30 protein-coding genes and 1 pseudogene are annotated in these 26583 nt (G+C 34.2%); 15 read left to right on the forward strand and 16 right to left on the reverse strand.

The features are described 5' to 3' along the window. Positions 1 to 28: 28 nt before the first annotated feature. A pseudogene (fsa, locus tag EAG08_RS20285) lies at positions 29 to 681 on the reverse strand (fructose-6-phosphate aldolase). Between the two features lie 134 nt (positions 682 to 815). Between fsa and EAG08_RS20290 the strand changes: the two are divergent. Then, on the forward strand, positions 816 to 1319 hold the full coding sequence (locus tag EAG08_RS20290) for a YdeI/OmpD-associated family protein (RefSeq protein WP_129537031.1): 504 nt from the start codon (positions 816 to 818) through the stop codon (positions 1317 to 1319). 294 nt (positions 1320 to 1613) lie between these two features. Here EAG08_RS20290 and EAG08_RS20295 read toward each other — a convergent pair whose 3' ends face one another. From EAG08_RS20295 to aroB, 5 genes are all read right to left on the reverse strand, one after another. Then, the gene (locus EAG08_RS20295) at positions 1614 to 2417 is read right to left on the reverse strand and encodes an enoyl-ACP reductase (RefSeq protein WP_129537032.1); all 804 of its coding nucleotides are present in this window, start codon (positions 2415 to 2417) and stop codon (positions 1614 to 1616) included. A 121-nt stretch (positions 2418 to 2538) separates the two neighbouring features. Further along, a complete protein-coding gene (locus EAG08_RS20300) occupies positions 2539 to 2838 on the reverse strand; it encodes a hypothetical protein (protein WP_129537033.1) in 300 nt (99 codons plus the stop codon). 428 nt (positions 2839 to 3266) lie between these two features. Then, entirely contained in the window at positions 3267 to 3989 is a 723-nt protein-coding gene (locus EAG08_RS20305) for a porin family protein (RefSeq protein ID WP_129537034.1), read from the reverse strand. Positions 3990 to 4204: 215 nt separating this feature from the next. Next, positions 4205 to 4897, reverse strand: coding sequence for a porin family protein (locus tag EAG08_RS20310; RefSeq protein ID WP_129537035.1), 693 nt, complete (start codon positions 4895 to 4897; stop codon positions 4205 to 4207). A 229-nt stretch (positions 4898 to 5126) separates the two neighbouring features. Further along, positions 5127 to 6173: a 3-dehydroquinate synthase gene (aroB, locus tag EAG08_RS20315; protein ID WP_129537036.1), complete on the reverse strand. Its 1047-nt coding sequence runs from the start codon at positions 6171 to 6173 to the stop codon at positions 5127 to 5129. 390 nt (positions 6174 to 6563) lie between these two features. On the opposite strand from aroB, the gene EAG08_RS20320 reads away from it, so the two are divergent. Further along, positions 6564 to 7511, forward strand: coding sequence for a pseudouridine synthase (locus tag EAG08_RS20320; RefSeq protein ID WP_129537306.1), 948 nt, complete (start codon positions 6564 to 6566; stop codon positions 7509 to 7511). A gap of 127 nt (positions 7512 to 7638) precedes the next feature. On the opposite strand, the gene pncA is transcribed toward EAG08_RS20320, so the two are convergent. Next, positions 7639 to 8244 carry a bifunctional nicotinamidase/pyrazinamidase gene (gene pncA, locus EAG08_RS20325; RefSeq protein ID WP_129537037.1) on the reverse strand — a complete coding sequence of 202 codons (606 nt, stop codon included), beginning with the start codon at positions 8242 to 8244 and terminating at the stop codon, positions 7639 to 7641. A 354-nt stretch (positions 8245 to 8598) separates the two neighbouring features. Here pncA and EAG08_RS20330 point away from each other — a divergent pair, with 354 nt between their 5' ends. From EAG08_RS20330 to EAG08_RS20350, 5 genes are all read left to right on the forward strand, one after another. After that, complete coding sequence (locus tag EAG08_RS20330; protein WP_129537038.1) at positions 8599 to 9741, forward strand: DEAD/DEAH box helicase; 1143 nt, start codon at positions 8599 to 8601, stop codon at positions 9739 to 9741. A gap of 198 nt (positions 9742 to 9939) precedes the next feature. Next, on the forward strand, positions 9940 to 10476 hold the full coding sequence (locus EAG08_RS20335) for a YfiT family bacillithiol transferase (RefSeq protein ID WP_129537039.1): 537 nt from the start codon (positions 9940 to 9942) through the stop codon (positions 10474 to 10476). Continuing rightward, positions 10473 to 10931, forward strand: a complete 459-nt coding sequence (locus EAG08_RS20340) for a DUF1569 domain-containing protein (RefSeq protein ID WP_228446668.1) — start codon at positions 10473 to 10475, stop codon at positions 10929 to 10931. Before EAG08_RS20335 ends, EAG08_RS20340 begins: the two co-directional genes overlap by 4 nt. Continuing rightward, a complete protein-coding gene (gene ytxJ, locus EAG08_RS20345) occupies positions 10928 to 11311 on the forward strand; it encodes a bacillithiol system redox-active protein YtxJ (protein ID WP_129537040.1) in 384 nt (127 codons plus the stop codon). Before EAG08_RS20340 ends, ytxJ begins: the two co-directional genes overlap by 4 nt. Further along, positions 11308 to 11898: a Crp/Fnr family transcriptional regulator gene (locus tag EAG08_RS20350; RefSeq protein ID WP_129537041.1), complete on the forward strand. Its 591-nt coding sequence runs from the start codon at positions 11308 to 11310 to the stop codon at positions 11896 to 11898. Before ytxJ ends, EAG08_RS20350 begins: the two co-directional genes overlap by 4 nt. Before the next feature lie 3 nt (positions 11899 to 11901). On the opposite strand, the gene EAG08_RS20355 is transcribed toward EAG08_RS20350, so the two are convergent. Next, positions 11902 to 12252: a hypothetical protein gene (locus EAG08_RS20355; protein ID WP_129537042.1), complete on the reverse strand. Its 351-nt coding sequence runs from the start codon at positions 12250 to 12252 to the stop codon at positions 11902 to 11904. 27 nt (positions 12253 to 12279) lie between these two features. Then, entirely contained in the window at positions 12280 to 12711 is a 432-nt protein-coding gene (locus EAG08_RS20360) for a pyridoxamine 5'-phosphate oxidase family protein (protein ID WP_129537043.1), read from the reverse strand. Between the two features lie 389 nt (positions 12712 to 13100). Here EAG08_RS20360 and EAG08_RS20365 point away from each other — a divergent pair, with 389 nt between their 5' ends. Both EAG08_RS20365 and EAG08_RS20370 read left to right on the forward strand, forming a co-directional pair. After that, positions 13101 to 13715, forward strand: coding sequence for a Crp/Fnr family transcriptional regulator (locus EAG08_RS20365; protein WP_129537044.1), 615 nt, complete (start codon positions 13101 to 13103; stop codon positions 13713 to 13715). Between the two features lie 33 nt (positions 13716 to 13748). Continuing rightward, a complete protein-coding gene (locus EAG08_RS20370; protein ID WP_129537045.1) occupies positions 13749 to 14492 on the forward strand; it encodes an SDR family oxidoreductase in 744 nt (247 codons plus the stop codon). Positions 14493 to 14525: 33 nt separating this feature from the next. Here the strand turns inward: EAG08_RS20370 and EAG08_RS20375 are convergent, their stop codons facing one another. After that, entirely contained in the window at positions 14526 to 15119 is a 594-nt protein-coding gene (locus EAG08_RS20375) for a Crp/Fnr family transcriptional regulator (protein ID WP_129537046.1), read from the reverse strand. Between the two features lie 300 nt (positions 15120 to 15419). Here EAG08_RS20375 and EAG08_RS20380 point away from each other — a divergent pair, with 300 nt between their 5' ends. After that, positions 15420 to 15674, forward strand: coding sequence for a hypothetical protein (locus EAG08_RS20380; RefSeq protein WP_129537047.1), 255 nt, complete (start codon positions 15420 to 15422; stop codon positions 15672 to 15674). A 53-nt stretch (positions 15675 to 15727) separates the two neighbouring features. Here EAG08_RS20380 and pdeM read toward each other — a convergent pair whose 3' ends face one another. The 4 genes from pdeM to EAG08_RS20400 form a co-directional block, all read right to left on the reverse strand. Beyond that, positions 15728 to 16372: a ligase-associated DNA damage response endonuclease PdeM gene (gene pdeM, locus EAG08_RS20385; RefSeq protein ID WP_129537048.1), complete on the reverse strand. Its 645-nt coding sequence runs from the start codon at positions 16370 to 16372 to the stop codon at positions 15728 to 15730. Positions 16373 to 16504: 132 nt separating this feature from the next. Then, positions 16505 to 18913 carry a ligase-associated DNA damage response DEXH box helicase gene (locus tag EAG08_RS20390; RefSeq protein ID WP_164998625.1) on the reverse strand — a complete coding sequence of 803 codons (2409 nt, stop codon included), beginning with the start codon at positions 18911 to 18913 and terminating at the stop codon, positions 16505 to 16507. Between the two features lie 241 nt (positions 18914 to 19154). Continuing rightward, positions 19155 to 20735, reverse strand: coding sequence for an ATP-dependent DNA ligase (locus tag EAG08_RS20395; protein WP_129537050.1), 1581 nt, complete (start codon positions 20733 to 20735; stop codon positions 19155 to 19157). After that, on the reverse strand, positions 20732 to 21757 hold the full coding sequence (locus EAG08_RS20400) for a ligase-associated DNA damage response exonuclease (protein ID WP_129537051.1): 1026 nt from the start codon (positions 21755 to 21757) through the stop codon (positions 20732 to 20734). The genes EAG08_RS20395 and EAG08_RS20400 overlap by 4 nt, the downstream gene beginning before the upstream one ends. A gap of 84 nt (positions 21758 to 21841) precedes the next feature. On the opposite strand from EAG08_RS20400, the gene EAG08_RS20405 reads away from it, so the two are divergent. The 3 genes from EAG08_RS20405 (at position 21842) to EAG08_RS20415 (ending at position 23896) form a co-directional block, all read left to right on the forward strand. Continuing rightward, the gene (locus EAG08_RS20405; RefSeq protein ID WP_129537052.1) at positions 21842 to 22450 is read left to right on the forward strand and encodes a Crp/Fnr family transcriptional regulator; all 609 of its coding nucleotides are present in this window, start codon (positions 21842 to 21844) and stop codon (positions 22448 to 22450) included. 91 nt (positions 22451 to 22541) lie between these two features. After that, positions 22542 to 23192 (forward strand): NADPH-dependent F420 reductase, encoded by a 651-nt coding sequence (locus tag EAG08_RS20410; RefSeq protein WP_129537053.1) that lies wholly within the window; start codon positions 22542 to 22544, stop codon positions 23190 to 23192. A gap of 38 nt (positions 23193 to 23230) precedes the next feature. Beyond that, entirely contained in the window at positions 23231 to 23896 is a 666-nt protein-coding gene (locus EAG08_RS20415; RefSeq protein ID WP_129537054.1) for a hypothetical protein, read from the forward strand. A 20-nt stretch (positions 23897 to 23916) separates the two neighbouring features. Here the strand turns inward: EAG08_RS20415 and EAG08_RS23200 are convergent, their stop codons facing one another. Both EAG08_RS23200 and EAG08_RS20430 read right to left on the reverse strand, forming a co-directional pair. Then, a complete protein-coding gene (locus tag EAG08_RS23200; RefSeq protein WP_410493345.1) occupies positions 23917 to 24141 on the reverse strand; it encodes a rhodanese-like domain-containing protein in 225 nt (74 codons plus the stop codon). A gap of 221 nt (positions 24142 to 24362) precedes the next feature. Next, entirely contained in the window at positions 24363 to 25424 is a 1062-nt protein-coding gene (locus tag EAG08_RS20430; RefSeq protein ID WP_129537055.1) for an NADH:flavin oxidoreductase, read from the reverse strand. 130 nt (positions 25425 to 25554) lie between these two features. Here EAG08_RS20430 and EAG08_RS20435 point away from each other — a divergent pair, with 130 nt between their 5' ends. Beyond that, a complete protein-coding gene (locus EAG08_RS20435) occupies positions 25555 to 25902 on the forward strand; it encodes a winged helix-turn-helix transcriptional regulator (RefSeq protein WP_129537056.1) in 348 nt (115 codons plus the stop codon). 29 nt (positions 25903 to 25931) lie between these two features. Next, a complete protein-coding gene (locus EAG08_RS20440; protein WP_129537057.1) occupies positions 25932 to 26558 on the forward strand; it encodes a chloramphenicol acetyltransferase in 627 nt (208 codons plus the stop codon). Positions 26559 to 26583: the final 25 nt, after the last annotated feature.

A 26583-nucleotide genomic window follows, 5' to 3' on the forward strand; every position in this document is an offset into this window, starting at 1 on the left:
GGGCGTTTGTATTTAAAACTTAAAATGATTAAGCTAATTTATGAGAATCTGCAATAAACTGAGCCAATCCGCTATCCGTTAATGGGTGCTTCAACAAACTCAAGATTGGAGGAAGTGGTGAAGTGATCACATCCGCGCCGATTTTAGCACAGTCAATAATGTGCATAGAATGACGGATAGATGCTGCCAGAATTTCAGTTTCGTACATGTAGTTATCAAAAACCAATCTGATTTCTTCGATTAAGTTTAAACCGTCTGTAGAAATATCATCTAATCTTCCTAAGAAAGGCGAAACGTAACTAGCACCTGCTTTAGCAGCCAAAAGAGCCTGTCCAACAGAGAAAATTAAAGTACAATTAGTTCTGATTCCTTTGTCAGAAAAATATTTCAACGCCTTGATACCGTCTTTGATCATTGGAATTTTTACCACGATATTTGGGTGAATTGCCGCCAATTCATCACCTTCTTTGATCATCTCTTCGTAAGTTGTAGAAAGTACTTCCGCAGATATATCTCCGTCTACGATTTCACAAATTGCTTTGTAATGATTTTAATCGCTTCAGCTCCTCTGATTCCTTCCTTAGCCATCAATGATGGGTTTGTGGTTACACCATCCAGAATCCCAAGATCTTTAGCTTCTTTAATTTGCTCTAGGTTTGCAGTGTCAATAAAAAATTTCATTATGTATAATAGATTTATTACTGCAAAGATAATGAATACTTTGTAATTAAATATTGAGATTGTATTACAAAACGGGTTTGTGTGAGAGTCTGAAATTTACTATCTATATTCTAAAAAATGTAACTTTGTTCTTCATGGAAAATAATCATTTCACAGCCAAATTAGAGATTATAGGAATCAATCCTTTTGTTTTTGTACCTGAAGAAATTTTAAATGAAATATTCGAAAAAGCGGGGAAAAATAAGAGCCCAATTCCTGTAAAAGGATTTGTGAATGGAAAAGAATTCAGACAAAATTTAATGAAATATCTTGGAGAATGGAGGTTGTATATCAATGTAACGATGCTAGAAAATTCACCAAAAAGAATTAGTGAAATTCTTGATGTTTCAATTGCTTACGATGATGCTGAAAGAACTCATACCATTCATCCGGAATTGGATAAGGCAATTAAAAATAATCCTATGGCGCTAGAAAATTTTGAAAATCTTGTGCCATCCAGAAGAAATGAACTCATCAAATATATTAACAATCTTAAAACTGAAGCTGCAGTTCAGAAAAATATAATTAAAATTGTCAGTCATCTAAAAGGTGAAACAGATTTTTTGGTAAGAATATTAATTAAAAATAAAATCTGGTAAGTATTATTGGATTTATTTTAATATGATTAAGTATCATAATAAACTTTTTTATTAAAAAGTTAGAAATCAATTTCTTTGGAATACAATTTATCTTTAGTTGATGCTTATGGTAGTGGGAGTATATGCATGGCATACAAACGATACTTCCAGATATGTGAATGGAGGGTACGTGGAAGGTGAATTTTCCGGATGGTAATAAAAAATAATAAACAAACAAAACCCATGAAAAATTCATGGGTTTATTTATTGAATGAGCCTTTATAAATGCTCATAAGATTTTTTAATAATCAATTATTAGTCATACTTGCTGATGACTTTTTGCGTAACTCCTGAGCTGCTGAATCCTCCGTCATGGAATAAATTCTGCATCGTTACTTTCTTGGTAAGATCTGAGAATAAAGTTACACAGTAATCTGCACACTCAAGAGCTGATGCATTTCCTAGTGGAGACATATCTTCAGCATATCCTAAGAAACCTCCGAAACCTTTTACTCCGCTTCCTGCAGTAGTAACGGTAGGAGACTGAGAAACAGTATTTACACGCACTTTTCTGTCACCCCAATAGTATCCGAAAGTTCTTGCAATGCTTTCTAAGTATGCTTTGTTATCAGACATATCATTGTAGTCTGGGAATGTTCTTTGAGCTGCAATATAAGTAAGAGCCAAAATGCTTCCCCATTCATTCATACAGTCTTTTTCCCACGCTGTACGCATTACTTTATGGAAAGATACTGCTGAGATATCCCAACCTTTTTCTGTCCAATCGTAATTCATCTCAGTATAGTGTTTTCCCTTTCTTACATTTACGGACATTCCTATCGAGTGAAGAATAAAATCTATTTTCCCAAATTTTGCGATTGCAGCATCAAAAAGTTTATCAAGATCTTCAGTAGAAGTAGCATCTGCACCAATTACTTCAGAACCTGTTTTTTCAGCTAATCCGTTCAGTTCTCCCATTCTAAGTGCGATAGGAGCGTTAGATAATATAAATTCAGCGCCTTCTTCATGGCATCTCTCAGCAACTTTCCATGCGATAGATTGTTCATTAAGGGCTCCAAAAATAATTCCTTTCTTCCCTTTAAGTAAACCGTATGACATAATTTTTTAATGTTTAATATCTACAAATGTAGCAATAATTTATGTTTAGGACATAATAAAAAACGGAGCCTTTGCAAAAAGACTCCATTTTCTTTGAATATATTTAAAAGACTGAATTTTTCTAATTCGTTTTCTTGTTCCATTCTGCTTTCACATCTTCAGCAGCATCTTTTGTTTTTTCCCATGCATCGTTTGCGCCATCTTTAATGTCTTCCCAAGTTTCAGAAGCATTAGCTTTCACTCTGTCTAGCCAGTCTTCCTGATTAGCTTCCTGATCATTATCACGTTTTTCTTTGATATAATCTCTTGCCTTGTCAGCTAAATCACTGATTTTCCATTTTGCGTCACTTGCAGTATTTCTTAATGCATCTTCTGTATTATTTACTGCTTTTTCTGCTTTGTTGTAATCTTGATTGTCCATAATATTGTCGTATTTAAGTGTTATATATTAGATTAAACAAGAACTATTCCTAAAAAAAAATGTGATAGTTAAAGTTTTCATAAAATTTAAATAATCTTTTACGCTTGTCTGAATTTATACTTGTAGAATTATGATGATTTGTTTTTTTAAGTGAAATTCTTATATCATAGGCAGATTTGGTACAAACAGAGGAATAAACTTCGGTGCTTTATCCAATACCTTTACAAATGGGGTTGCGTAGTTCTTTATTAAATATTCAAATTAACTTGAAAATATAAATGGCAGTTCTGCTTCATTAACTCACGGATATTTTTATGTAACGATTAATGAGTTTTTAAGAAGCATTATTAAATTTTACTTAAACCAAAAAAATCCGTCATACAATTTTATGTGACGGATTTTATTCGTTGAAATAAAATTTTCTATTACTAGAATTTGTAAGCTAAACCTAACTGAAATCCTCTGTTGGTATTGATGTTTTTCTGAGCATCATTTACTGCATCCGAATTGTTGGCAATATGAGTAAGACTATTTACATATCTCGCATTGATACCAAGATTAGGAGTGAAATAATATCCTAAACCAAGACCTAAACCAACGTTGAATTTTTTGATATCGTCTTTGTTGATGCTTTCTGATGACGATTGTGTCTGAGTAACCGTATTGCCTGCAGTTGTAGTTGCAATTGTTTGCTCACCTTTGTTTTTTCCGTCTACAAAATAACTAAACTCAGGACCTGCCTCAATATAAAAATTCTTTGATGGTTTCATCTGTAACATTAGTGGTACAGAAACATAATTTAGCGATGTTGTGAAATCTGTTTTTGTTCTTACACTTGTGGCACCGGTGATAATTTCCGTATCAGAAACTACACTTTTGGCTCCCATTTGATTGTATAAAACCTCCGGCTGTAAAGCAAATTTCTCTGATAAAGGAATATTTACAAAAACCCCTGCATTAAAGCCTATTTTTTGATTTTTACCATTTAATTCTTGTTCACTAAATTGAGTTGCTGTAGCAGCACCTTTTATACCAAATCTTACGGGTTCTTTAACGTGAAGTGGTTGTGGCTGAGCTGATATAGTTTCTACCTCTTGTGCAAATGCAAATGATCCGGCAACAACTGCCAATCCTAAAAATAACTTTTTCATAATCTTTCTTTTAATATTAAATAGAGTGTTGCTTAGTAATTATATTTTTAATTACTGAACAATTAATTATCATTTAAAAATTCATTTTAAACACCAATGAAACGAGAATGTCATGATGTGAGAATGGCGATTCTGCCAAAAAAAAGAGGTTAGGAGTTATGTAAAACCTAACCTCACGTATATTGAATTAAAATTTGTCTAAAAACTTACAGTCCTTAGAATTTGTAAGCCAAACCTACTTGGAAAGTATTGTTTCTTACTGCATCAGAACCATTTGGTCTGTCTTTAGCAACATCAGTTACACCAGCAACATATCTCGCTGTGATACCAATATTATCTGTGAAGTAATAACCAGCACCAAGACCGATACCAAAATTGAATGTATTTAAATTATCCTTATCAATTTTGTCACTATAACTTGCTGATGATGTAGAAGTGTTAGAACCTGTTGTAACGGTAGTAGTTCTATCACCTTTATTTTTAGCTCCAACTAAAAATCCGAATTCAGGACCTGCTTCAACATAGAAGTTTGGCACAAAATTATATTGGAACATTACAGGAACTGCAATGTAATCAAGATTTGTTGAATAAGATTCAACATTTCTAGTTGTTGTACCAAGTACTGTAAATTCGTTTGTGCTTTCTATTTTAGCTCCATACTGACTATACAAAACCTCTGGCTGAATACTAAAAGATTCTGCTACCGGAATTGTTGCGAAAATACCAGCGTTAAAACCGATTTTTGATTTTTGGTCTTCAAGACCTGCATCTTTAGATAATGAAGAAACGTTCATACCACCTTTAACACCGAATCTTACATCTGATGAAGATGTTGATTTAGTTGTTGTTGTCTGAGCGAATGCTAATGAACCTGCTGTAATTGCTAGTCCTAAAATTAACTTTTTCATAACTTTAAATTTTTAATATTTACTATTTCCTAATTTTAAATTTTACTGTCAAATTTTTCATTTTGACGAGTGGTATCTTTCAAATTGTTTGCCAAAATCAAAATTATGGGTCTTTACAAGATATGATAGATATCATTAAATTGAAAATATATTTTTAAATAGCTCAAAACCAAGTATTTAAATTGTGTATTAAAATAATATGCTATAAATAATATTTGTTAAATTTAGCTTAAAAATTACTCAGTTTTCTATAAAAATCCAATGATTTTTGAATGTTTTGTGTCTTGCATTCGTGGTCAAAAACACAAGAACCAATTCCTGAAAGTAAGGAAAAGTTGATTTTCGTGTCTGCATTCTTCTTATCATTTAATAATAATCTGAAAATATCGTCATCTTTAAATTCATCTAAATCTATAAATGAATAATATTTCTGAATGTTTTCGATAATCAATTCTGAATCTTCTTTTGAAATCAAACCTTCCAAATAAGAAAGATATGTTTCGCAAATCATCCCCAGTGCTACAGCCTCACCGTGGAGAATAGGATTCTCTTTTTCTAAACATAAGCTTTCTATCGCATGACCAATTGTGTGGCCAAAATTCAGGGTTTTTCTTATATTTTTCTCGTGAAAATCTTTCTCTACAACTTCCTGCTTAATATCCATTGAAGTCTGAATGTGTGGAAGAATACCTTCAACGTCTAGTTTCTGAATTTGAGTTAAATTTTCCCAATGAGCTTTGTCTGCAATCAAACCATGTTTCAGCATTTCGGCAAAGCCGCTTCGCAGTTCTTTATAAGGAAGCGTTTCTAAAAACTGAGGATACACAAAAATCTGCTCCGGAAAACTGAATGTTCCTACCATATTTTTATAATGTATCAGATCAATTCCAGTTTTTCCGCCAATAGATGCATCACACATGGATAGAAGAGTAGTAGGAATATTGATAAACTGAATCCCTCTTTTATAGGTAGAAGCAATAAAACCACCCATGTCGGTGATTACGCCACCGCCAAGATTCATGATCAGAGCTTTTCGGTCGGCCTGCATTTCTGTTAAAATTTCCCACAATTGAGTGACCGTCTGAATGTTTTTCATTTCCTCACCAGGCTCAACTTCCAGAATTTCAAAATTGATTTCTGTTTCCAAATTTCCCAAAAGTACAGGAAGACAGTATTCATGCGTATTTTCGTCTACAAGAATAAATATTTTGCTGAATGTGTTTTGAGTAATAAAATCGTTGAGCTGAGAAAAATTTTGGTCTAAAAAAGTAATCATTTTTTGATTTTTGAATAAATTAATAAGCAAACAATTGTACAAAGTTATGATTCTTAATTTCTAACTCGTAACTAAATCACTATCTTTGCAAAAATATTTAGAATGAGCAGAGACAATAATAATTCAGGAAGACCAAAAAAACCGAGATCTTCAACAAGAAATTCGGACAGTCCTCGCTCTCCTAAATCTGGAAATTCTTCAGATTCAAAATCTTTCAAAAAGCCGTTCTCTAAAACTGGCGGAAGAAGTTTTGAGCCAAAAGATAGAGATGACAATGGCTCATCAAAATCTGAGAAAAAGCCTTTCGGCAGAAGCGAAAGAGATACAGACAGCTCTACACCTTTTTCAAAACCTGATTCTAGGAGATCTGATACTAGCTATGAGAGTCGAATGGAAAAGAAATACTCAAAAACTGAAAAAGAACCATTTGTATCCAACAAAGGTGAAGAAAAGAAATCTTTCGGATCTAAAAGGGGAGGTGTAAGAAGTACTAATACCAGAGATAAATACGAAAGAGGAAGCTTAAAATATGGAAGAAGACCTGGCAGCGAAACTGACAGAGATGACGACAGAGCAAAATCTTTTGTACAAAAAAGAAGATTCAAAAAGGTTGAAAAGGATGTTCATAAAGACACGATTCGTCTTAATAAATACATCGCAAACTCAGGAATTTGCAGCAGGAGAGAAGCAGACGACTTAATCGTTCAAGGATTGGTAGAGGTCAACGGAAAGGTGGTTACCGAAATGGGATATCAGGTTGAGAAAACGGATAAAGTAGTTTTCGACGGACAAGGTATCACTCCGGAAAAACCGGTTTATGTACTTTTGAATAAGCCAAAAGGATATATTTCTACAACCAAAGATGACAAAGCAAGAAAAACCGTAATGGATTTGGTTGCCAATGCATCACCATATCGTCTTTTCCCGGTGGGAAGACTAGACCGTTCTACAACGGGAGTTATTCTTTTGACCAATGATGGTCACATGACGAAGAAGCTGACGCACCCATCTTTTGATTCTAAAAAAATCTATCATGTAACTTTGGATAAGAAATTGACCAATGAAGACATGAAACTAATTGTAGAAGGTATTCGTTTGGAAGAAGGTATTGCTGTTGTAGATCAAATTTCGTTCATCGAAGGGAAACCAAGAAATGAAATTGGAATGGAAATCAGCATCGGTTGGAACCGTCTTATCAGAAGAATTTTCCAAAGATTAGGATACGAGGTGGAAGCATTAGACAGAGTAATGTTTGCCGGAATGACGAAGAAAAACATCAAAAGAGGACACTGGAGAATCCTTACAGATTTAGAAGTGAATAACTTGAAAATGCTTTAATAAAGCTTTTAAGTTTAAAATATAAAAGACGCAGAAAATTAATTCTGCGTCTTTTTTTGTGATAAATTATCAGTTTAGTTTGTGTTTAGAATGAACTCATAATTAATAATTCAAAACTTATAACAGATTACCCCAAAACCGTCACCCCTTTCTGAATCATTTCAAAAATGGCATCTTTACCGTTATCTGGTTTTACATTGACAGCTCGTGTTCCGTTAAAATGAAGACAGGTTACGTAGCCGTTTGCCACAGCATCTGTAGCCGTGAATTTTACACAGTAATCTAACGCCAGCCCAACAATTTCAACCAATTGAATATCATGATATTTTAAAAAGTCATCCAAACCGGTTTTCATAAAGTGATTATTATCCTGAAAACCACTGTAAGCATCAATTTCAGTATTTTTTCCTTTTTGAATTACATGAGTAACTTTTTCTCTGTTCAGATCTTTATGAAATTCTGCCCCGAACGTTCCTTCCACACAGTGATCTGGCCACATAAACTGCGGAACACCATTTAAAATAATACTTTCGCCAACTTTTCTATTGTTGTTGCTTGCAAAACTTTTATGATTTGCAGGATGCCAATCCTGAGTCAGAACAATTTGGTCATATTCATTTTCTTCCATCAGAAGATTGATATACGGAATTACTTCGTTCGCTCCCGGAACGGCCAAAGCTCCGCCTTCACAAAAATCATTCTGAACATCGACTATTATTAATGCTTTTTTCATACTTATTATTATGGTTGATTTTTTTAATAATTTATTAAAATCTAATATTCAAAAATTTATCCAAATTTTAAATATCGGACAAAACGGCATTTAGAATATCGTTCTCAACCAATTTTATAAATGTGAAGAAGCTTATTGATGCTAAAAAATGAATGCTCAGTTTGTCATTCCGGAGGAATCTACTACGATATTTTATTTGCGATATGTAGATTCCTCCGGAATCACAAACCTTATGGAAATTAAAAGGTTAAAAGTTTAAAATCTTTATTTTGTTAAAATTATTACAATCGGTATTTCATTTTCGAGGTATAAACCAAATATCAATAGCTTATCTTTGTAATAAATCAATATTTTATGTCATTTGAGTCGTTAGGATTATCAAGCAATATTATTCATTCTGTTAAAAAGTTAGGTTACTTAAAACCATTTCCAATTCAGGAACAGGCAATTCCTGTAATTTTACAAGGAAAAGATTTGATGGGAATTGCGCAAACAGGTTCCGGAAAAACAGCTTGTTTTGTAATGCCTATTTTAGAGAAACTGCAAAATGCAGAAGTGAAAAAAGACCGTAACGTTCAGGTTTTGATATTGGTTCCTACACGAGAATTAGCGATTCAGATTGATGAAGTTTTCAGAGCTTTTACAGAAAACTTGAAACGTGAGATTCGTACAATGGCAGTTTATGGAGGTGTTTCTATCAATCCTCAGATGAAAGGAATGTTTGGAGTAGAGGTTCTTATTGCAACACCTGGTCGTCTTTTAGATTTGATCGATCATAATGCATTGAGCATTTCGGGAATTCAACATTTGGTGATTGATGAAGCCGACAAAATGTTTCAGTTAGGTTTCGGGGAAGAGATGGATAAGCTTTTCGGCATGATGCCTGTCATGAAACAGACGACGTTATTTTCTGCAACATTAGATGACAAGGTTTCTGAAATGAAGAAACGTATTTCAATGAATCCCACATTGATTGAAATTAAAAAAGAAGAAGTTGAAATCGACAATATTGAGCAATTGGCATATCACGTTGCTCCGGAAGACAAAGGTCCATTTTTAAGATATTTAATTAAAGAAAAGAAAGTTGAAAAAGCACTGATTTTTGTTTCGTCTACAAAATCTGCTGACAATTTGGTTGAAAAACTGAAGAAAAATAAAATTAAAGCTGTTGCTATTCACAGTCAGAAATCGCAAGGAGCCCGTAGAAATAACTTGGAAGAATTTAAAGTAAATGGTGCTCAGATTTTAGTAGCAACCGACTTGATTGGTCGCGGTATTCATATCGAGTCTTTGCCTTGTGTGATTAATTACGAATTGCCACGTTCGCCTTTAGATTATATTCATCGGATTGGTAGAACAGGTCGTGCAGGTGAAAAAGGAACTGCCATCAATATTCTGACGGATGATGAATTGCAACATTTCAGAGTGATTCAGAAGAAAATGGGGAAGAAAATCACTTTACAACGAACAGAAGGTATTGATTTACACGGTTATTAATGTATTTAATTAAACTTATAATAAACTTCAATTTTTAAAAGAATTGGAGTTTTTTTGTCTAAAATTTTCAGGCAAAATATTTATAATTAAAGTTTATTTCATATTCAAATTCTCGAATTTTTGATATTTTTACAAAAAACTTACAATCAGAAATTGCTTAAAAAAAATGGAAAAGCAAGACTCAAATAAAAATCAACTATGAATAATTTAGAGCATAAAAAATTTCCCATCGGAAAATTCCAAGAAAATAATACCAGTTGCGACATTGAGCTGGAAAGCCATATCAAAGTCATCAAAAATTTTCCTGAAAAACTAAAAAAACTGATTGAAGATTTTTCAGATGAGCAATTAGACACGCCATACAGAGAAGGCGGCTGGACGGTAAGGCAACTTGTGAATCACCTTGCAGACAGTCATGCGAACAGTTTTATTCGTTTTAAATTAGCTTTAACAGAAGAAAATCCAACAATAAAACCTTACGATGAAGCAAAGTGGGCAGAACTTCAGGACAGCATAAGTATGCCGGTAAAACCAGCGATGAGAATGCTGAAAGGTATTCATCAAAGATGGTATGTCTTATTAAAAACGATGACTAACAAGCAGTTTGAAAAAACTTTCCGCCATCCTGAAAAGGAAGATGACTATAATCTCAGATATTTTTTGGCGCTTTACGCATGGCATTGCAATCATCATTTTGCACACATTGAAAACTTAAAGAACGAAAAAGTTTGGTGAAAAAAAGTCTTCATAACAGCAATGATTTGAATGAAATTATCTCAAGAATCTCTCTTCTTTCTGAAAATTCTCATAGAAAATGGGGTAGGATGAACGTTGCCCAAATGTTGACTCATTGCGAATTGATTTTAAAAGTTCCATTGAAGAAAGTTCATCTTTCTAAGCCAAATTTTATATTCAGAGCAATAGGAATTTTAACTAAAAAAGAAATTCAGATTTTCAATAACGGAATTCCGCATAATATGCCGAGTTTTCAAAAACTAATCGTTAATTTTGAGTGTGATTTTAAGGTAGCAAAAAATAATCTTTTGAATACGCTGAACGAATACGTAAAAGCTTATGAAAATCATAATTTACCTAATGATCACGCACTATTTGGAACGATGAAAGAAAAAGATTGGGGTTTTATGGAATATAAACACCTCAATCACCATTTAAAACAATTTAATGTATGAGTTTTTTAGATAAAATATTTGGCGGAAAGGCAGAAGAAAATAAGTCAAAATCTTTTTGGAATTTAATAGAGTCTGAAAAAGATTTGGAAGAAGCTATTAAAAAATCGTATTCTGGAAAAATTGCGATTTTCAAACATTCTACGAGCTGTTTTATCAGTAAAACGGTTTTGAAAAATTTTGAAAAAGAAATTGAAGAGGCTCAGGAGCATGGTGCTACACTTTATTTTTTAGACCTTTTGGCACATAGAAATATTTCGAATAAGATCGCTGAAGATTTCGGGATAAGACACGAAAGTCCGCAATTGATTGTCATCGAAAATGGTGACGAAATCAATAATGCATCACATCAAGATATCACTTTAAGCCAGATCACCTCATGAGTAATATGACCAATTATTTAGCAAAAGTTTTTGAAGTTCCCGCAGAACGGTTAAGCCTTTGCAGTGTACAATACGAAACAAAAAAAGTTTCTAAAGGCGAATTTTTGTTACAATACGGTGAAGTTTGCCGCAATACATTTTTTGTGGAAAAAGGACTGTTAAGAATGTTTTCTATTGATAAAAACGGTAAGGAGCATATTATTCAGTTTGCTCCTGAAAACTGGCTAATTGGTGACCGAAGCAGTCTTTATTTCAGTGAGAAATCAAACTATTATATTGAAGCGGTAGAAGATTCTGAAGTGTCAGTTTTGCAGCGTGATTTTTTTAATAAGTTGTTGGAAGAATTTCCTAACAGCATTGAAAAAAATGATTTAGTTCTTCAGAAACATGTAAAGAGTTTACAAGACAGAATCAATTCTTTATTGGGTGAAACAGCAGAAGAAAGATATTTGAAATTCATCAAAATGTATCCTGATCTGCTTCTCAGGGTTCCACAATGGATGGTTGCATCATATTTAGGAATTACACCCGAAAGCTTAAGCCGTGTGAGAAAAGAATTGGCAAGAAAAAATTTTATAACGGATTAATCATTAATCCGGATTCAAAATACTTACCAATCGATTCAGATATTCCTGCTCCATCATTACTTTATCGAAAGATTTCTTCGCAAAAACAGGACAGACTTGTTGGTTTGAGTTATGATGAAGACTGATGTCGTTTTCAACAAATCCGTCAAAATTGAGGGCGTATTCTTTGATGAATTTATCGATGGTATTTCTTTTAATCTCACAGAGTGTGCTGTTCTGAATTTTTTGCAAAGAAGTGAGAATGAAAGATTTGTCACCTGTAAAATTGATGATATTGGTAATGAATTTCAGGTTTTCGTGTGGCATGCTGTTCATTTCCTGGCGAACAGCATGCGGTTGGTCTTCAAAAATCATGGCTACATTTTTATAGTTTTAAAAATTCTAAATCGTTGCGTTTCCTTCAACACCGTCTGAATTGTCAGTTTTATTTCCGGTCACTGCAGCAGCCACAAAACTTAGCATACTCACCAATTTCCCTGCCTTGGTATCCCAATAATAGCTTTCTTTCGGCTCTACTCTAATGATCGATACATTCGGATCTTCTTTACCGTCAAACCAGGCATTTGCCATTGCTGACCATTTTTCTTCGATGGTAGTTTTATCTTTATAAATTGAAGCTTCTCCGTAGATTGACAAGTATTCAGAATTGCTGTTATTCATAAAGAAAAGCTGTACTCTGCGGTCGTCTCTGATTTCAAAATTCTTGTTACTTTCTTCGCTGCTGATAAACCAAAGATTACCTTCGTCATCAGTTTCCTGAAGCCCCATTGGTCTTGAAGTAATCGGTAAAGTTTCAAGATCTGTAGCAAACATACAAATTCTTGCCTTTTCTGAAAGTTCTTTAATTTTTTAATCGCCTCGAGGTGCGTTAGATTTTCTGTTGACATAATATTAATATTTAAGTGTGATTTAATAAAAAAAGAGAAGTGGTGATTTCTCTTACGTTAGAAAAATATTCTAACTGATTTTTCAACTTCAAAAATCTAACCAAAAATTAAAAAACAGCTCAAAAAATGATAATTACTTTAAAATAATTTAAAAATACATTAAATAGTTTAAATATATTGATAAATTATGATTCAAATCATAATTGTTGTAAATTAAGTTTAAGGTTGTAAGGTTGATTTTACTAAATCAAGTAATGCTTGAAGGGAAATTGGCACAAAATATGTCTTAAAAATTCGATAAACTAATTAAATGATATGAAAACCATTAGCTGTACTAAATTAGATGAAGATCTTTTAAAAGCTTTCGGAGGTGAAATAAAATCATACAAAGAAGGTGAGAGATTTTTTCAACAAGGTGAAATTCCTTTGTATTATTTTCAAATTGTAGAGGGAAAAGTAAAGGAAAATAATCAGGATGATGAAGGCCGAGAATTTATACACAATATTTTAGGATCTGGCCAAAGCTTCGGAGATTCTATGTTATTTATTGACAAAAGATATCCAATCAACGCTGAAGCAATTACAGATTGCAGAGTAATAAAATTGGCTAAACCTAATTTTTTGAATCTTCTTGAAAAACATCCGGAAACCTCTGTTCAAATCAATTCTTGTATGTCTCAAAGAATGCATTATCAATTTATTATGATGCAAAATTTAGCTTCAAATGATCCGGTTATAAGATTGACGGGTTTATTAGAATATTTAAAAAGTTTTCACAGTGACGATATTCCATTATCATTTCAGGTTCAGCTGACTCGACAGCAGATTGCCAATCTTACGGGACTTCGTGTAGAAACGGTTATCAGAACCATAAAAAAAATGGAGAAAGATTTTACAGTGAAAATTGACAATAGAAAAATTTTCTTTTAAATTAATTTAAATCAAAACAAAAGCGAAATATAAATGCAGTTAGAAAACAAATCAGTACTCATCACAGGAGCCGACAGCGGAATAGGAAAAGCAGTGGCGCTACTGTTTGCTAAAGAAGGTGCCAATGTTTCCATTATGTTTCATTCGGATGAAGAAGGTGCGGCAAAAGTGATGAATGAAATCATTTCTTTAGGAAGAAAATCAATCATTTTACAAGGCGATATCAATGACTCTGATTTTTGTAAAAAAGCAATTGAAAAAACCGTTTCAGAGTTCGGGAAATTAGATATTTTAATCAATAATGCAGGAACTCAATTTCCGTGTGATAGTATTGAAAATTTGGAGGAAGAAAACATTCGTACAACTTTTAATTCAAATATCATCGGGATGATTTTATTGACAAAAGCTGCATTTCCATATTTAAAAGAGGGCGGGTCTGTAATCAATACTACTTCTGCTACAGCTTATCAAGGTCATGCGGAGCTTTTAGATTATTCTGCAACGAAAGGAGCAATTGTTTCATTCACAAGATCATTGGCACTACAGTCTAAACCCAAGGGAATTCGGGTAAACGCAGTGGCACCAGGACCAGTGGCGACACCACTTACTAAAGAAACTTTTGATGAAGAGGAAGAAGATCAATCTAAACCGCCACTACAAAGAAATGCAACTGAAGAAGAAATTGCTACAAGTTTTCTTTTTCTTGCATCAGATCAGGCTGTGCAAATCACCGGACAGGTTTTGCATCCCAACGGCGGATTGATTATAAATGGATAAAAATTCAGATTTAAAAATCAAAAGCAGGAAGTATCAGAAAAATATCTTTCTGTTTTGTATTTTGAGGATAGCATTTTTCTCCATATTTTTTGTGACTCTGATGACGGTTTCGACGCTTAATCCGGTGAGAGAAGCCAATTGCTGACGAGTATATGGAATTTGAAATGAATATTGCGACTGATCCTGATGTTGATTTTTAAGATAATTCATCAACGTTTTGAGCTTGTTTTCAGGACTTTGAAATGACATGCTTTGCATCATAATGTATTTGTAATACATATTTTCTGAAATGAAATTCAAAGTAGTTTCATACAAATCGGGATTTTGTTTTAGAAGCTGTAGATAATTATGTTTTGACAGTCTGATTAATGTACAATCTTCGATGGCAATAGCATTTAAAGGATAAGATTTTGTAGAAAATAGGGCAGTTGGCACCAGACTTCCACCTTTAGAAATAATACTCTGAATAAACTCTTTTCCTTGGTCGTTGAAGTTGTTTATTTTCACTTTACCTTTTGTAATCTGAAAATAATAGGAAGGTGTGTCGTCTTCTGCAAAAATTATCTCGTTTGCTTTAAAATTTTTATATTCTGCACCATTAGAAAACAGTAGATCTTCATTAATCATAAATTGATTTAAAACACTAATTATTATTCCTTGTATTTACTTTAAATAGGGATGTTTTAATAAAATGTAAAGAAAAAATAATTTTTATTAATAGTGAATTAATATGCTACCACACAGATACCACATAGTTTTTGATTCGAGTTTAATTTAATTTTGACATCTTGATTTCAATCATAAAAAGTCAACGGTATAATCTAATATATTTGATGATAATTAATCATTTTATGGTAGAAATATATCTGAAAACTTATTATTAAATAGATGTAATACTTTGAAATGAAAAAAATATAATTGAGAAATATGATGAAAAATTTGGCAGAAGAGGAAATTATAAGACTTGCTAAAGACAACTCACCGCGCCTTTTGAGTAAATTCAAAACTTCAAATCCGGATTTTTTTGAAAAACTGGCAGCAATACAAACCAATCTCCAAAATTCGGAGCTGATATTTTGTATTTATCTGAAATTGAATCTAACGACAAAAGAAATTGCGACCTACACTTATGTAACCCGAAAGCAATACAAAACAGAAAAAACAGAATCAGAAAAAAACTGAATATCTCTTCATCAGTCGATATCTACAAATGGTTTGATGAATTGTAGTTTCATCTAAATCTCATAAATTTCAGAATCTGTAAAAACAAAATACATTCCTTTTTTAGGGATGTTTTTTGTATCCAGACCTGTGAATTCACTGAAAGCGGGTAATAGCAGTTGTTTAGAAGTTACAGCAAAACAAGGTAATTTGATTTTCTTCACCGGAGAATTAATAACAAAACCAGGATGAATATGTCCTGTGATTTGAAATTTAGAATTAGATTTATGAAAATCGTGAACGAATAAAATATCATTAATTTCCAATGAATCTGCTTTAAAATCTAAACACAATTTTTTCTCTAAAGTTTTCGAAATTCTGTCGTGATTACCTTCTACCAAACAGAATTTGATATCCGAATATTGATTTTTCCATTCACAGAATATATCAACATCAGAATTATTTCCTGCGTGCAATAAATCTCCAACAATAATAAATTTCTCAGGCTGAAAATTTTCTATTAAGATAGATAAACGCTCCAAATCATTTTTCATAATATGATTCGCCAAAGCAATTCCGTTTTTACGAAAATGTGCGGTTTTTCCGATGTGTAAATCTGAAAAAATTAAAGACTTTTCCTTTTCCCAATACAAAGCTCTTTGATTAGTTAAAGTGAAAATTTCGTTTTGAATTGTTATGTTTTTGGTCGCTATATTCATTGAAAATTTCTATTCTCATTTTTGTCATTCCGTAGGAATCTAAGCTATGCTTTATTTATAACGTTGAGATTCCTGCGGAATGACAAAGATTCCTGCGGAATGACAAACTTTATGGATATTATTTCTCTTTAATTATTCGTCTTTAATATTTCTTCCAGACTGTTTAATTAATTTCTGAATTCTCAAATCCAGATTTTCACTGGTCAAAGTCTGGCGCAAACTGTCAACTTTAATCGGGAAACTCAAAGGTGTAAATTTATTGGAATATTTTAAAATAAACTTCGATTTTTCAATCCGTTTAAATGCTTCTACTAAACGTTGTTCCTGAAGTTGCATATTAAAAACTTCCGTATAAGCCTGTCTCACGAGAAAATGATTCGGGTCGTAATCTTCCAAAACTTTAAAAATCAAACCAGCTGAACTTTGCAAAGCCTTATTTGAACGTTGCTGTCCGGGAAAATTTTGCACAACCATTCCTGAAATTACCGCAATATCTCTGAATTTCCGTCTTGCCATTTCTGCTGAATTTATGCTCGAAATCACATCAACCATCAGATTATCTCTGGTCAGAATCTTACCTAAGTTATCCTCATTGAGTGGAATTTCTTTGTCGCTGAACAATTCAAAACCGTAATCATTCATCGCCATCGAAAAAGAAATCGGAGCCAGTTTTGAAATCCGGTAGGCAATCAAAGCTGCCATTACTTCGTGCACCAAACGCCCTTCGAATGGATACATAAACAAATGATATCCTTCACGATTTTTAATTAATTCAATCAAAAATTCATCTTCTCTAGGAATGTGTGAACGCTTTTCCTGATTGGCTAAAAGTGGATGCAGAAATTTCAGTTCCTTTTCAGAAGCTTTCGGATTCAACGCTCCTGATAATTTTTCTCTTAAAAAATGCCCCAAATTAGAACTCAAAGGCAATCGTCCGCCCAGATAACTTGGAGCCTGCGCTTTTCCTTTGGAAGCCCGAACGAAAACAGTCATATCTTTAATCATTGCCACTTCCAAAACCCGACCCGCCAAGATAAATTTCTCTTCTTTCTTCAGTCTCGAAATAAAATATTCCTCAACCATCCCGATGTAACCTCCGGAAATAAATTTAACTTTTAGCATCGCATCACTAACAATGGCGCCCATATTCATTCGGTGGAGCATTGCGATTTTTCTGGAAGTCACTTTGTGCAAACCATCTTCCATCACGACAACTTTGTGATATTCTTCGTAGCTTTTTAAAGCACTTCCGCCAATCGTGAGAAAATCTATCATCGCTTTCCATTCCTCATCTCGGATTTCCTGAAACGTGTAGACTTTCTTGATTCTTTCGTAAACTTCGTGAGGTAAAAATCCGTCGCCAATCGCCAATGTCATCAGAAACTGAACCAAAACGTCGAAACACAGAACTACCGGCTCACGAGGTTCAATAACTTTCTGTTTAACGGCTTCCTTTAAGGCAGCAACTTCAATCAGTTCTAATGAATGCGTGGGAACACAGAAAATTTTTGAAGTTTCAAAAGGAGAGTGACCACTTCGTCCAGCCCTTTGCAAAAATCTGGCAACACCTTTCGCAGAACCGATTTGAATTACGGTATCAACTGGTTTAAAATCAATTCCCAAATCCAATGATGATGTAGAAACAACCGCTTTTAGTTTTCCTGAACTTAAATTTTCTTCAATCCAAATTCTTAAATGCGCATCAATTGAACTGTGATGAATGGCGATTTGTCCGGCAAAATCAGGATAGGCATTCAGTAAAAGCTGATACCACATTTCGCTCTGACTTCGGGTATTTGTAAAAACGATGGTCGATTTAGATTCCAGAATAATCGGAACAACTTTATCGGCTAATTTTTGTCCGAGATGCCCTGCCCAAGGCAAAAGTTCAACTTCATCCGGAAAAACCGAAATAATATCAATTTTCTTGAGTTCTTTAGCCGTAATTTTTGTCTTCTTAATATCATAAGGAATCAAAACATCCTGCGCTTCATCAAGGTTTCCGATGGTTGCTGTAATTCCCCAGATTTTAAGTTTCGGAACATAATGAAAGAGTTGAGAAATTCCCAATTCGACCATAACGCCACGCTTGGAACCCAGCAATTCGTGCCATTCATCCACCGCAACGCAATGCATACTACTAAAGAATCGCTGATGATTTTTCTGTCCCAAAAACAAGTGCAAACTTTCAGGTGTGACAACCAGAATTTCAGGCATATTTTTAATCTGCTGTTGTCTGACTTTCGGGTCGGTATCGCCGTTTCTTACACCAACCGCCCAATCCAAGCCAATCTCATCAATCGCTTCCTGCATTGCTTTGGCAATATCTTTGGAAAGCGAACGAAGTGGCGTTATCCAAATCATTTTCAGCCCTTTTTTATACTTATCAGGATTCGTCAGAAAATCTGAAATTAAAGCTAAAAATACAGAAAAAGTTTTCCCAAAACCGGTCGGAGCAACCACCATTCCGCTATAGCCACTACCAAATTTCTTCCAGGTATCAACCTGAAATTTAAATGGCGAGTTGCCTTTTTCCATCATCCAGTTTTGAATGATTTTAAAGCCTTCGGTATTTTCGTAGTTGCTCAAATTTTAGTAATTGTTTTATTTAAACGCAAAGAGCGCAAAGTTTTTTTGACATTCTTCTGCATATTTTTCGTTCGCAAAGGCGTTTCACTCAGCTAAGAAATTTTGCTGTCATTTGCTGAATGCAGTGCCCTTACGAACAAGAAATGTTTTCAAAAATTTAAATTAAAACCTTGCGATCATTGCGTTTAAAAATTTATTGTATCAATTTCTTAATATCATCAATATCATCAATATCATTTACAGTTTTATCTTTCCTCCATCTTAAAATCCTTGGGAAACGCAATGCCACACCGCTTTTGTGTCGGTTGCTGAAGCCAATTCCTTCAAACGCAATTTCAAAAACCAATTCAGCTTTCACAGTACGAACAGGACCGAATTTTTCAATTGCATTTTTATTCACAAACTTGCTGACTTCCATTATTTCTTTATCGGTCAATCCGGAATAGGCTTTGGCAATAGTGACCAGTTTATCGCCACTTTTCACGGCAAAACTGTAATCGGTATAATAGGCACTTCGTCTTCCGCTACCTTTTTGAGCATAAATTAAGACGGCGTCAATCGTCAATGGGCTTATTTTCCATTTCCACCAATCGCCTTTTTTTCGTCCGGAATGATAATTCGAATTTTTCTGTTTCAACATCAAACCTTCACTGTTGATTTCCCTTGAGTTTTCCCTGATTAAATCTAATTTGCTCCAGTCTTCAAAATCAATTGTCTGAGAAATTTTGATGTTTTCGGGAGCTTCATTTAATAATAATTCCTCCAACATTGCTCTTCTGGCAGAGATGGGTTTTTCTCTCAAATCCGTTCCTTCGAGTTCCAAAATATCGTATGCAAAAACTTCAATTGGAATTTCAGTGAGCATTTTTTTAGTTAAAGTTTTACGGTTTAATCGTTTTTGTAATTCGTTAAAATTTAAAACGTTACCTTCCTTTACCGCAAGTATTTCTCCATCAATCACAAAGTTGCCTTTCATCGCTTTTATGGTCTCAGCAATTTCGGGAAATTGCTCGGTCACGAGTTCTTCACCACGCGACCAGATGAAAACTTCGTCATTTCTTCTGATGATTTGTCCACGGATTCCATCCCATTTATATTCAATAAGCCATTCTTCGGGTTTTCCCAAATCTTCCAGCTCTTTTTCAAGCGGATAAGCCAAACAAAAAGGGTAGGGTTTTGAATTATCGGGATTTATATTTTCAGCCGAAATCAATTCTTTAAATGAAACTTCATCGGGTTGCCATTTTCCCATCAAGCTGTGCATCAATGTGCTTGCTTCCTGTCCTGAAAATTTAGTCAAAGAATTAATCAGAGTTTTCGATGAAACGCCAATTCTAAAACTTCCGCCCAATAATTTATTGAAAATCAACCGTTCGGTATAATCTAAACCGTTCCAGGAATTGAGAACAAACTCTTTTTTCTCGGCTTCAGTTTTGGTTTTCAGTCCGATGATTTCATTCATCCATTCAGACAGTGTTTTCTCGATTTTTTCAGTTGGCGGAGGAAGAATCAATGATATCGTTTCACCCAAATCGCCGACCGAAGAATAACTTTCCTGAAAGAGCCAGAACGGCAATTGGATGATTTCCAAAGCCCATTCTTTCATATAGTTGGTGTTGACATTTCGCTTGGGTCTTTTCCCCGTAAATAGGGCGATGAACCACAATTTGTCATCATCAGGCGCACGCTCAAGATAATCGATGATGGCATCGATTTTAGCATTGGTTTTATTCGTGCTTTCCAAAGCGTTGATGAGTTCTGCGAAATGTCTCATACTTCAGGTTTTTCGATGGTTTCTTTTTCGACGACTTCATCATCGTCATCTCCGTATAAGGTTTCTACTACGTCAGAATTTATTCCGATTTCGTTTAAATATTTTGAAAAAACTTCGGTCTGTCCGTGAGTTACGTGAACGATTTCTGCTTCTGTCGCTTTGATAGCCTGTAACAGACCCTTCCAATCGGCGTGATCGCTCATTGGAAAACCGGCATCCATACTTCGCCATCTTCTTGCACCGCGAACCTGCATCCAACCTGAACAAATCGCTGTTGCCGCATCAGGAATTTTCTTGATGACATTGCTGTCCAACAAAGCGGGCGGAACGATGACAATATCACCAGCAACGTGTTTAATGCTTTCTCTGAAATCGGGAACTTCATAATCAGGAAGCACAATTCCGACTTCCTCAAAGGCTTTATTCAGCTTTCCAATCGAGTAGTGGACGTGGATTTTTCCCATTCCTTCAACGGCTTTCATAATTCGCTGCGCCTTGCCCAAAGAATATCCGATGAACACAGAAGTCTTCTGATTTTCCTGATTTCTTAAAACCCAACTCTGAAGTCTTTTATTTAAATTCGGAACTTCCAGCCAGTTGTAAATGGGAAGTCCGAACGTACTTTCAGTCACAAATTCATTGCATCTTACCAATTCAAAAGGCGTGCTTAAACCATCATCCTGAACTTTATAATCTCCAGAGACAACGCTCACATACCCTTTGTATTCCAAACGAATCTGCGCCGAGCCAATGATATGACCAGCCGGATGCATAGAAAGCTTGACACCATTAATGTCTAAAACTTCGCCGTACTGCAAAGTCTGACATTCGATATCCGGAGAAATTCTTTGATGTAAAATAGGTTTTGTGAAGTGATGGCAAAGATATTTTTTCATTCCCCAACGGGCGTGATCTGCGTGACCGTGGGTGATGACCGCATAATCTACAGGTCGCCAAGGGTCAATATAAAATTTCCCCTGCGGACAATAAATACCTTTGTTTGTGAATGTGATGAGTTTCAAGAGTGTGTTTGGTTTGGAATTTACTATTCAAAAAGCTAACCAATTGTTAAAACTTATCATAAATTTGTCTTGTAAAATTTTTCGATGAAAGATAATCTGCTTCAAGCTTCTTCAGAGCCATTACTAAATTATTTTAATAATATAATTCCTTTGAATGCGGAAGAAACTCAACTTGTGACAGAATTTTTTAAATCGAGACTTTACAGGAAAAAACAATATGTTTTGCAGGAAAATGATGTCTGTAATCAATTCAATTTTGTTGTTCGTGGCTGTTTGAGAATGTATAAAATTGATGAAAAAGGAAATACACATATCCTTCAATTTGCTTCAGAAAACTGGTGGTTGAGTGATATTGGAAGTTTTCATCAGAAAAAACCTTCAGAATTGTGCATCGATGCGTTGGAAGATACGATGATTCTTCAGATTAGCTATGAAAATTTAATCAGGCTATATATTTCTGCTCCAAAATTTGACAGAATTTTCAGGGTTTTAATTGAAGACAGTTTTGTCACACTTCAAAATCGATTGCTTCAAAACATAAGTTCGACAGCCGAAGACCGGTATCTTTCTTTTCTGAAAACCTATTCTCATCTTTCCAACCGGCTTTCACAAACGCAGATTGCTTCATTTTTGGGTATTACACCCGAATTTTTAAGCAAGCTAAAAGCTAAACTTCTTAAAGAAAAATCTTAATCTAGATTAAGACCATTTCTTAATTCAGTTCATTGGAAAAAGCCTTTCTTCTGATGGAAATTTGCATTATAAATTTTAAAAATAAATAGTAATGACAACAACATCAAAAGTAGCCGTAATCGGCTTAGGGAATATTGGACAGGCAGTTGCGGGAAATCTTGCAAAATCTGAAAATCAGTTTATCGTTGCCGACAGAAACCTTGAAAAAGCAAAAGAATTATCTGCAAAATGGGGAAATAATGTTCTTCCGAGTGATATTCCGAATGCTGTAAAAAATGCACAAATTTTGGTTTTAGCCATACCGTTTGAAGCGATTGAAGGATTTTTAAAAGAATATTCAAAAGATTTGGAAGGAAAAATTATTGTTGACCCTTCTAATCCAATTTCTCCGGATGAAAATGGAGGTTTCAAAAAAATCATTGGCGAAAATGAATCTGCCGGAGAAATCAATTCGAAATTTTTACCTGAAAATGCAATGTTAGTTAAGGCTTTAGGAACTCTTGGTGCTTCCTCTTTATCAGAATCTGCTTATCAAAATCCGGAGAAATCAGTTTTATTTTATGCTACTGATGATGAAAGTATCAATCCTGAAGTAGAGGGTTTAATTAATGATAGTGGATTTGAGCCTTTAAGAATCGGTGGCATTAATCAATCAATCAGAATTGAAGTTTTTGGAGACCTTCACGAGTTCGGTGCGTTGGGAAAACCAATTACATTAACTGAAGCAAAAGGAAAAATATAATGTTTAAGAATAAAATATTATCATTGATAATTACGGGTATGACTATTACAAATGTTTATGCTCAAACGATACAATTTGAAAATAAGGAGTTTAAAATTTCTAATGTAACGGCTTCAGTCATTGATTTTGAAGGTGATAAAGTTTTAAAGATTGAAAGAGATTTAGACAAAATACCTTTCGATGTCAATCATCTGGAGAATACGGTTGACGAAGCGACTTTCTTAAAATTAACGAATACAAATATTGATAATGGAGTAATTGAGGTAAAGGTGTACAGTCAGATTCAAAATCCTTCTCCATTTGAGTTTGCACAAGGTTTTATAGGCTTAGCTTTTAATATTAATAAAGATAATTCTGCTTTTGAATCAATTTATTTAAGACCAAAAGCGGCTAGGTCTGAACAACAATTTGCGAGAAATCACAGTGTACAATATTATGCATATCCGGATTTTAAGTTTGAAAAATTGAGAAAACCAGAATTTAAAGGGCAATATGAAACGTATGCAGACTCAGGTTTGAATGAGTGGATTACGTTACGGATTGAACTGAAAAAAGGAGTTGCAATTTTATATGTCAATAATCAAAAGCACCCGTCATTTGTTGTGAATGAACGAAAGGGAAAAACGCAATCTGGAAGTATTGGACTTTGGGTGGATATTGGGACAATCGGTTATTTCAAAGATTTAAAAATTACGAAACAATAAGAATTATTTTGTAGATTTTCTCAGATTATTATTCCGGAAGAGTTTATTTCTTTCGGAATTTTTATTTTAAATCTAAGTTTTTCTGCAAAATCGCTCCACGCACCGCCATTGTAAACTTTTTTGAAACCTTTTTCTTTTAAAATATTTTCAACTTTTACACTTCTCAAACCGTGCGAACAAACCGTGATATACGTTTTATCAGGATCAAGTTCGACGTAACTTTCACGAATTGTTCCTAAAGAAATATTCTGTGAATCAGCGTAGTCGTCTGATAACCGTGGCTGTAGATTAATTCAAATGCTTTTTGAAGAATGTTTTGACGCGTTGCTTCAGATTTTTTCATAAAATACCAATTGGTCTGTTTTACAAAGGGACAAATTTTATCAATCAAAAAAAGAGCTGCTTTTAAACAACTCTTTTTGGTAAATATTTAAGGAAAACAGTTTCACTAAATATTAAAATCAAATTAATACAATACGCCAAGGCTCTCGGCAGAAAAATCTGAAATTTCTTCGGTTCTTCCTTCTTTTATTTTTTGTACCCACTGATGATCTGTCAACAATGCACGGCCTACAGCAACGAGATCAAAATCCTGACGCTCAAATCTGCGCAACAATTCTGAAAGATCAGCCTTTTCGCTTCCTTCACCGGCAAATGCACTCATGAAATCGCCTTTTAGACCTACAGAACCTACAGTTATCGTTGGCTGACCCGTAATTTTCTTTGCCCAACCTGCAAAATTTAAATCAGAACCTTCAAATTCCGGTTCCCAAAAACGACGCTGAGAACAATGGAAAATATCAACTCCGGCATCTTTCAATGGTAAAAGCCAGTCTTCCATCTCTGATGGTGTTGTTGCCAATCTGCTTTTGTAATCCTGTTGCTTCCACTGAGAAAGACGGATAATGATGGTAAAATCTTCGCCCACCGCAGCTCTGATTGCTTTAATGACATCAACTGCAAAACGGCTTCTTTCCTTAATGTTTTTCCCGCCATATTCATCTGTTCTGGTATTGGTAACTTCCCAGAAAAACTGATCGATCAAATAACCGTGAGCTCCGTGAATTTCGATACAATCGAATCCTAAATCTTTAGCTGATTTTGCTGATGCTGCAAACTGTGCGATTGTATCTTTGATATCTTCCAAAGACATGGTAGAAGCTTTTTCCATCGGAATTTCCGGATAAGCTTCAGAACTTCTTGTATCACCAACGTGCCAGATTTGCGGCCCCATTTTTCCACCATTTTGATGAACGGCATCAATTACGTTTTTCCAGCCTTGCAAAGCTTCCGTTCCGTAGAAATCGGGAATGTTTTGAATGTTTTTTGAGGCAGGACGATTGATTACTGTACCTTCTGATAAAATCAAGCCTACGTTTGCCGCAGCTCTTCTTGCATAGTAATCTTCAATTGCCTTTGTTGGAACTCCATTATTAGATTGGGCTCTTGTCATGGGTGCCATTACTAATCTGTTTTTAAGGTTCAGATTTTTATAATTGAATGGAGCAAATAATGCGTCTATATTCATCTTTTTAAATTAATTTAAATGTTTAAATTCCTAATTGTTACACAAAGTAACTAATAATAGTTTGCTTTTGTATCATATAGTTAAAAAAAACTAGTAACTTAGCGGTAACTAATAACTAATTTAACATATCATGAGACAAGAAAAGATTAAGCATTGCAGCTGTCCTCTCGGAAAAGCCATGTCGGCTTTGGGTAGTAAATGGAAACCGATTATTGTACTGGTCATTAAAGATCGCATCTTAAGATTCGGTGAGATTGCAGCAAGAATTTCAGTTATTTCACGAAAAGTTCTTACAGATCAGTTGCGAGAGATGGAAGAAGACAATTTGGTAACCCGTCAAGAATTCAAAGAACTTCCGCCGAGAGTAGAGTACAGACTTACTGAGAAAGGCTTGGCATTATTACCCATTTTAAGCTTACTTGAAGAATGGGAAAAACAATTTGATTTTTCTGAGAAAAATTTGGATGTTATTGTTTAAATAAATAAAAAGGAACGGTTACTATAAAAATGAGAGTAATAGATATTGAAAGCTGGAACAGAAAGGAACATTTCGAATTCTTCTCAAAAATGAAAAGTCCGTTTTTCGGATTTACAACTGAAGTTGACTGTACAAAAGCTTATGATGATGCAAAAGAACAAGGACATTCTTTTTATGCTGTTTATCTTCACAAATCAATGATTGCCATCAATACGGTAGATGAATTGAAACTTAGAATCGTTGACAGAAAAGTAATTTTATATGATGAAGTTCACGTCGGAGGTACTATCGGAAGACCCGACGGAACATTTGGTTTTTCATTTTTCCATTATTCAGAAGATTTCGAAACTTTTAATAAAGAATTGCAAAAGGAAGTAAAATCTGTGCAAAACTCAACAGGATTAGGAATCAGCAATGATGTTTTACCGATCAATCATATCAGACATACGACTATTCCTTGGAAATCGTTTTCTGCCATGCTTCATCCAACTAATTTTGATCCGAAAGAATGTATTCCGAAAATTACATTTGGAAAATTCAATATCCGTGATGGTAAAAAATATCTTCCTGTTTCTATCGAAGCCCATCATGGTTTAGCAGATGGAATTCATTTGGCAAAATACTTTGAAGAGTTTGAGAGACAACTAAGTTTGTAACATAAAAAAATCCTGAGCACATCAG

Origin of the sequence: Chryseobacterium sp. 3008163 (assembly GCF_003669035.1) — a bacterium.
Taxonomy (GTDB): Bacteria; Bacteroidota; Bacteroidia; order Flavobacteriales; family Weeksellaceae; genus Chryseobacterium.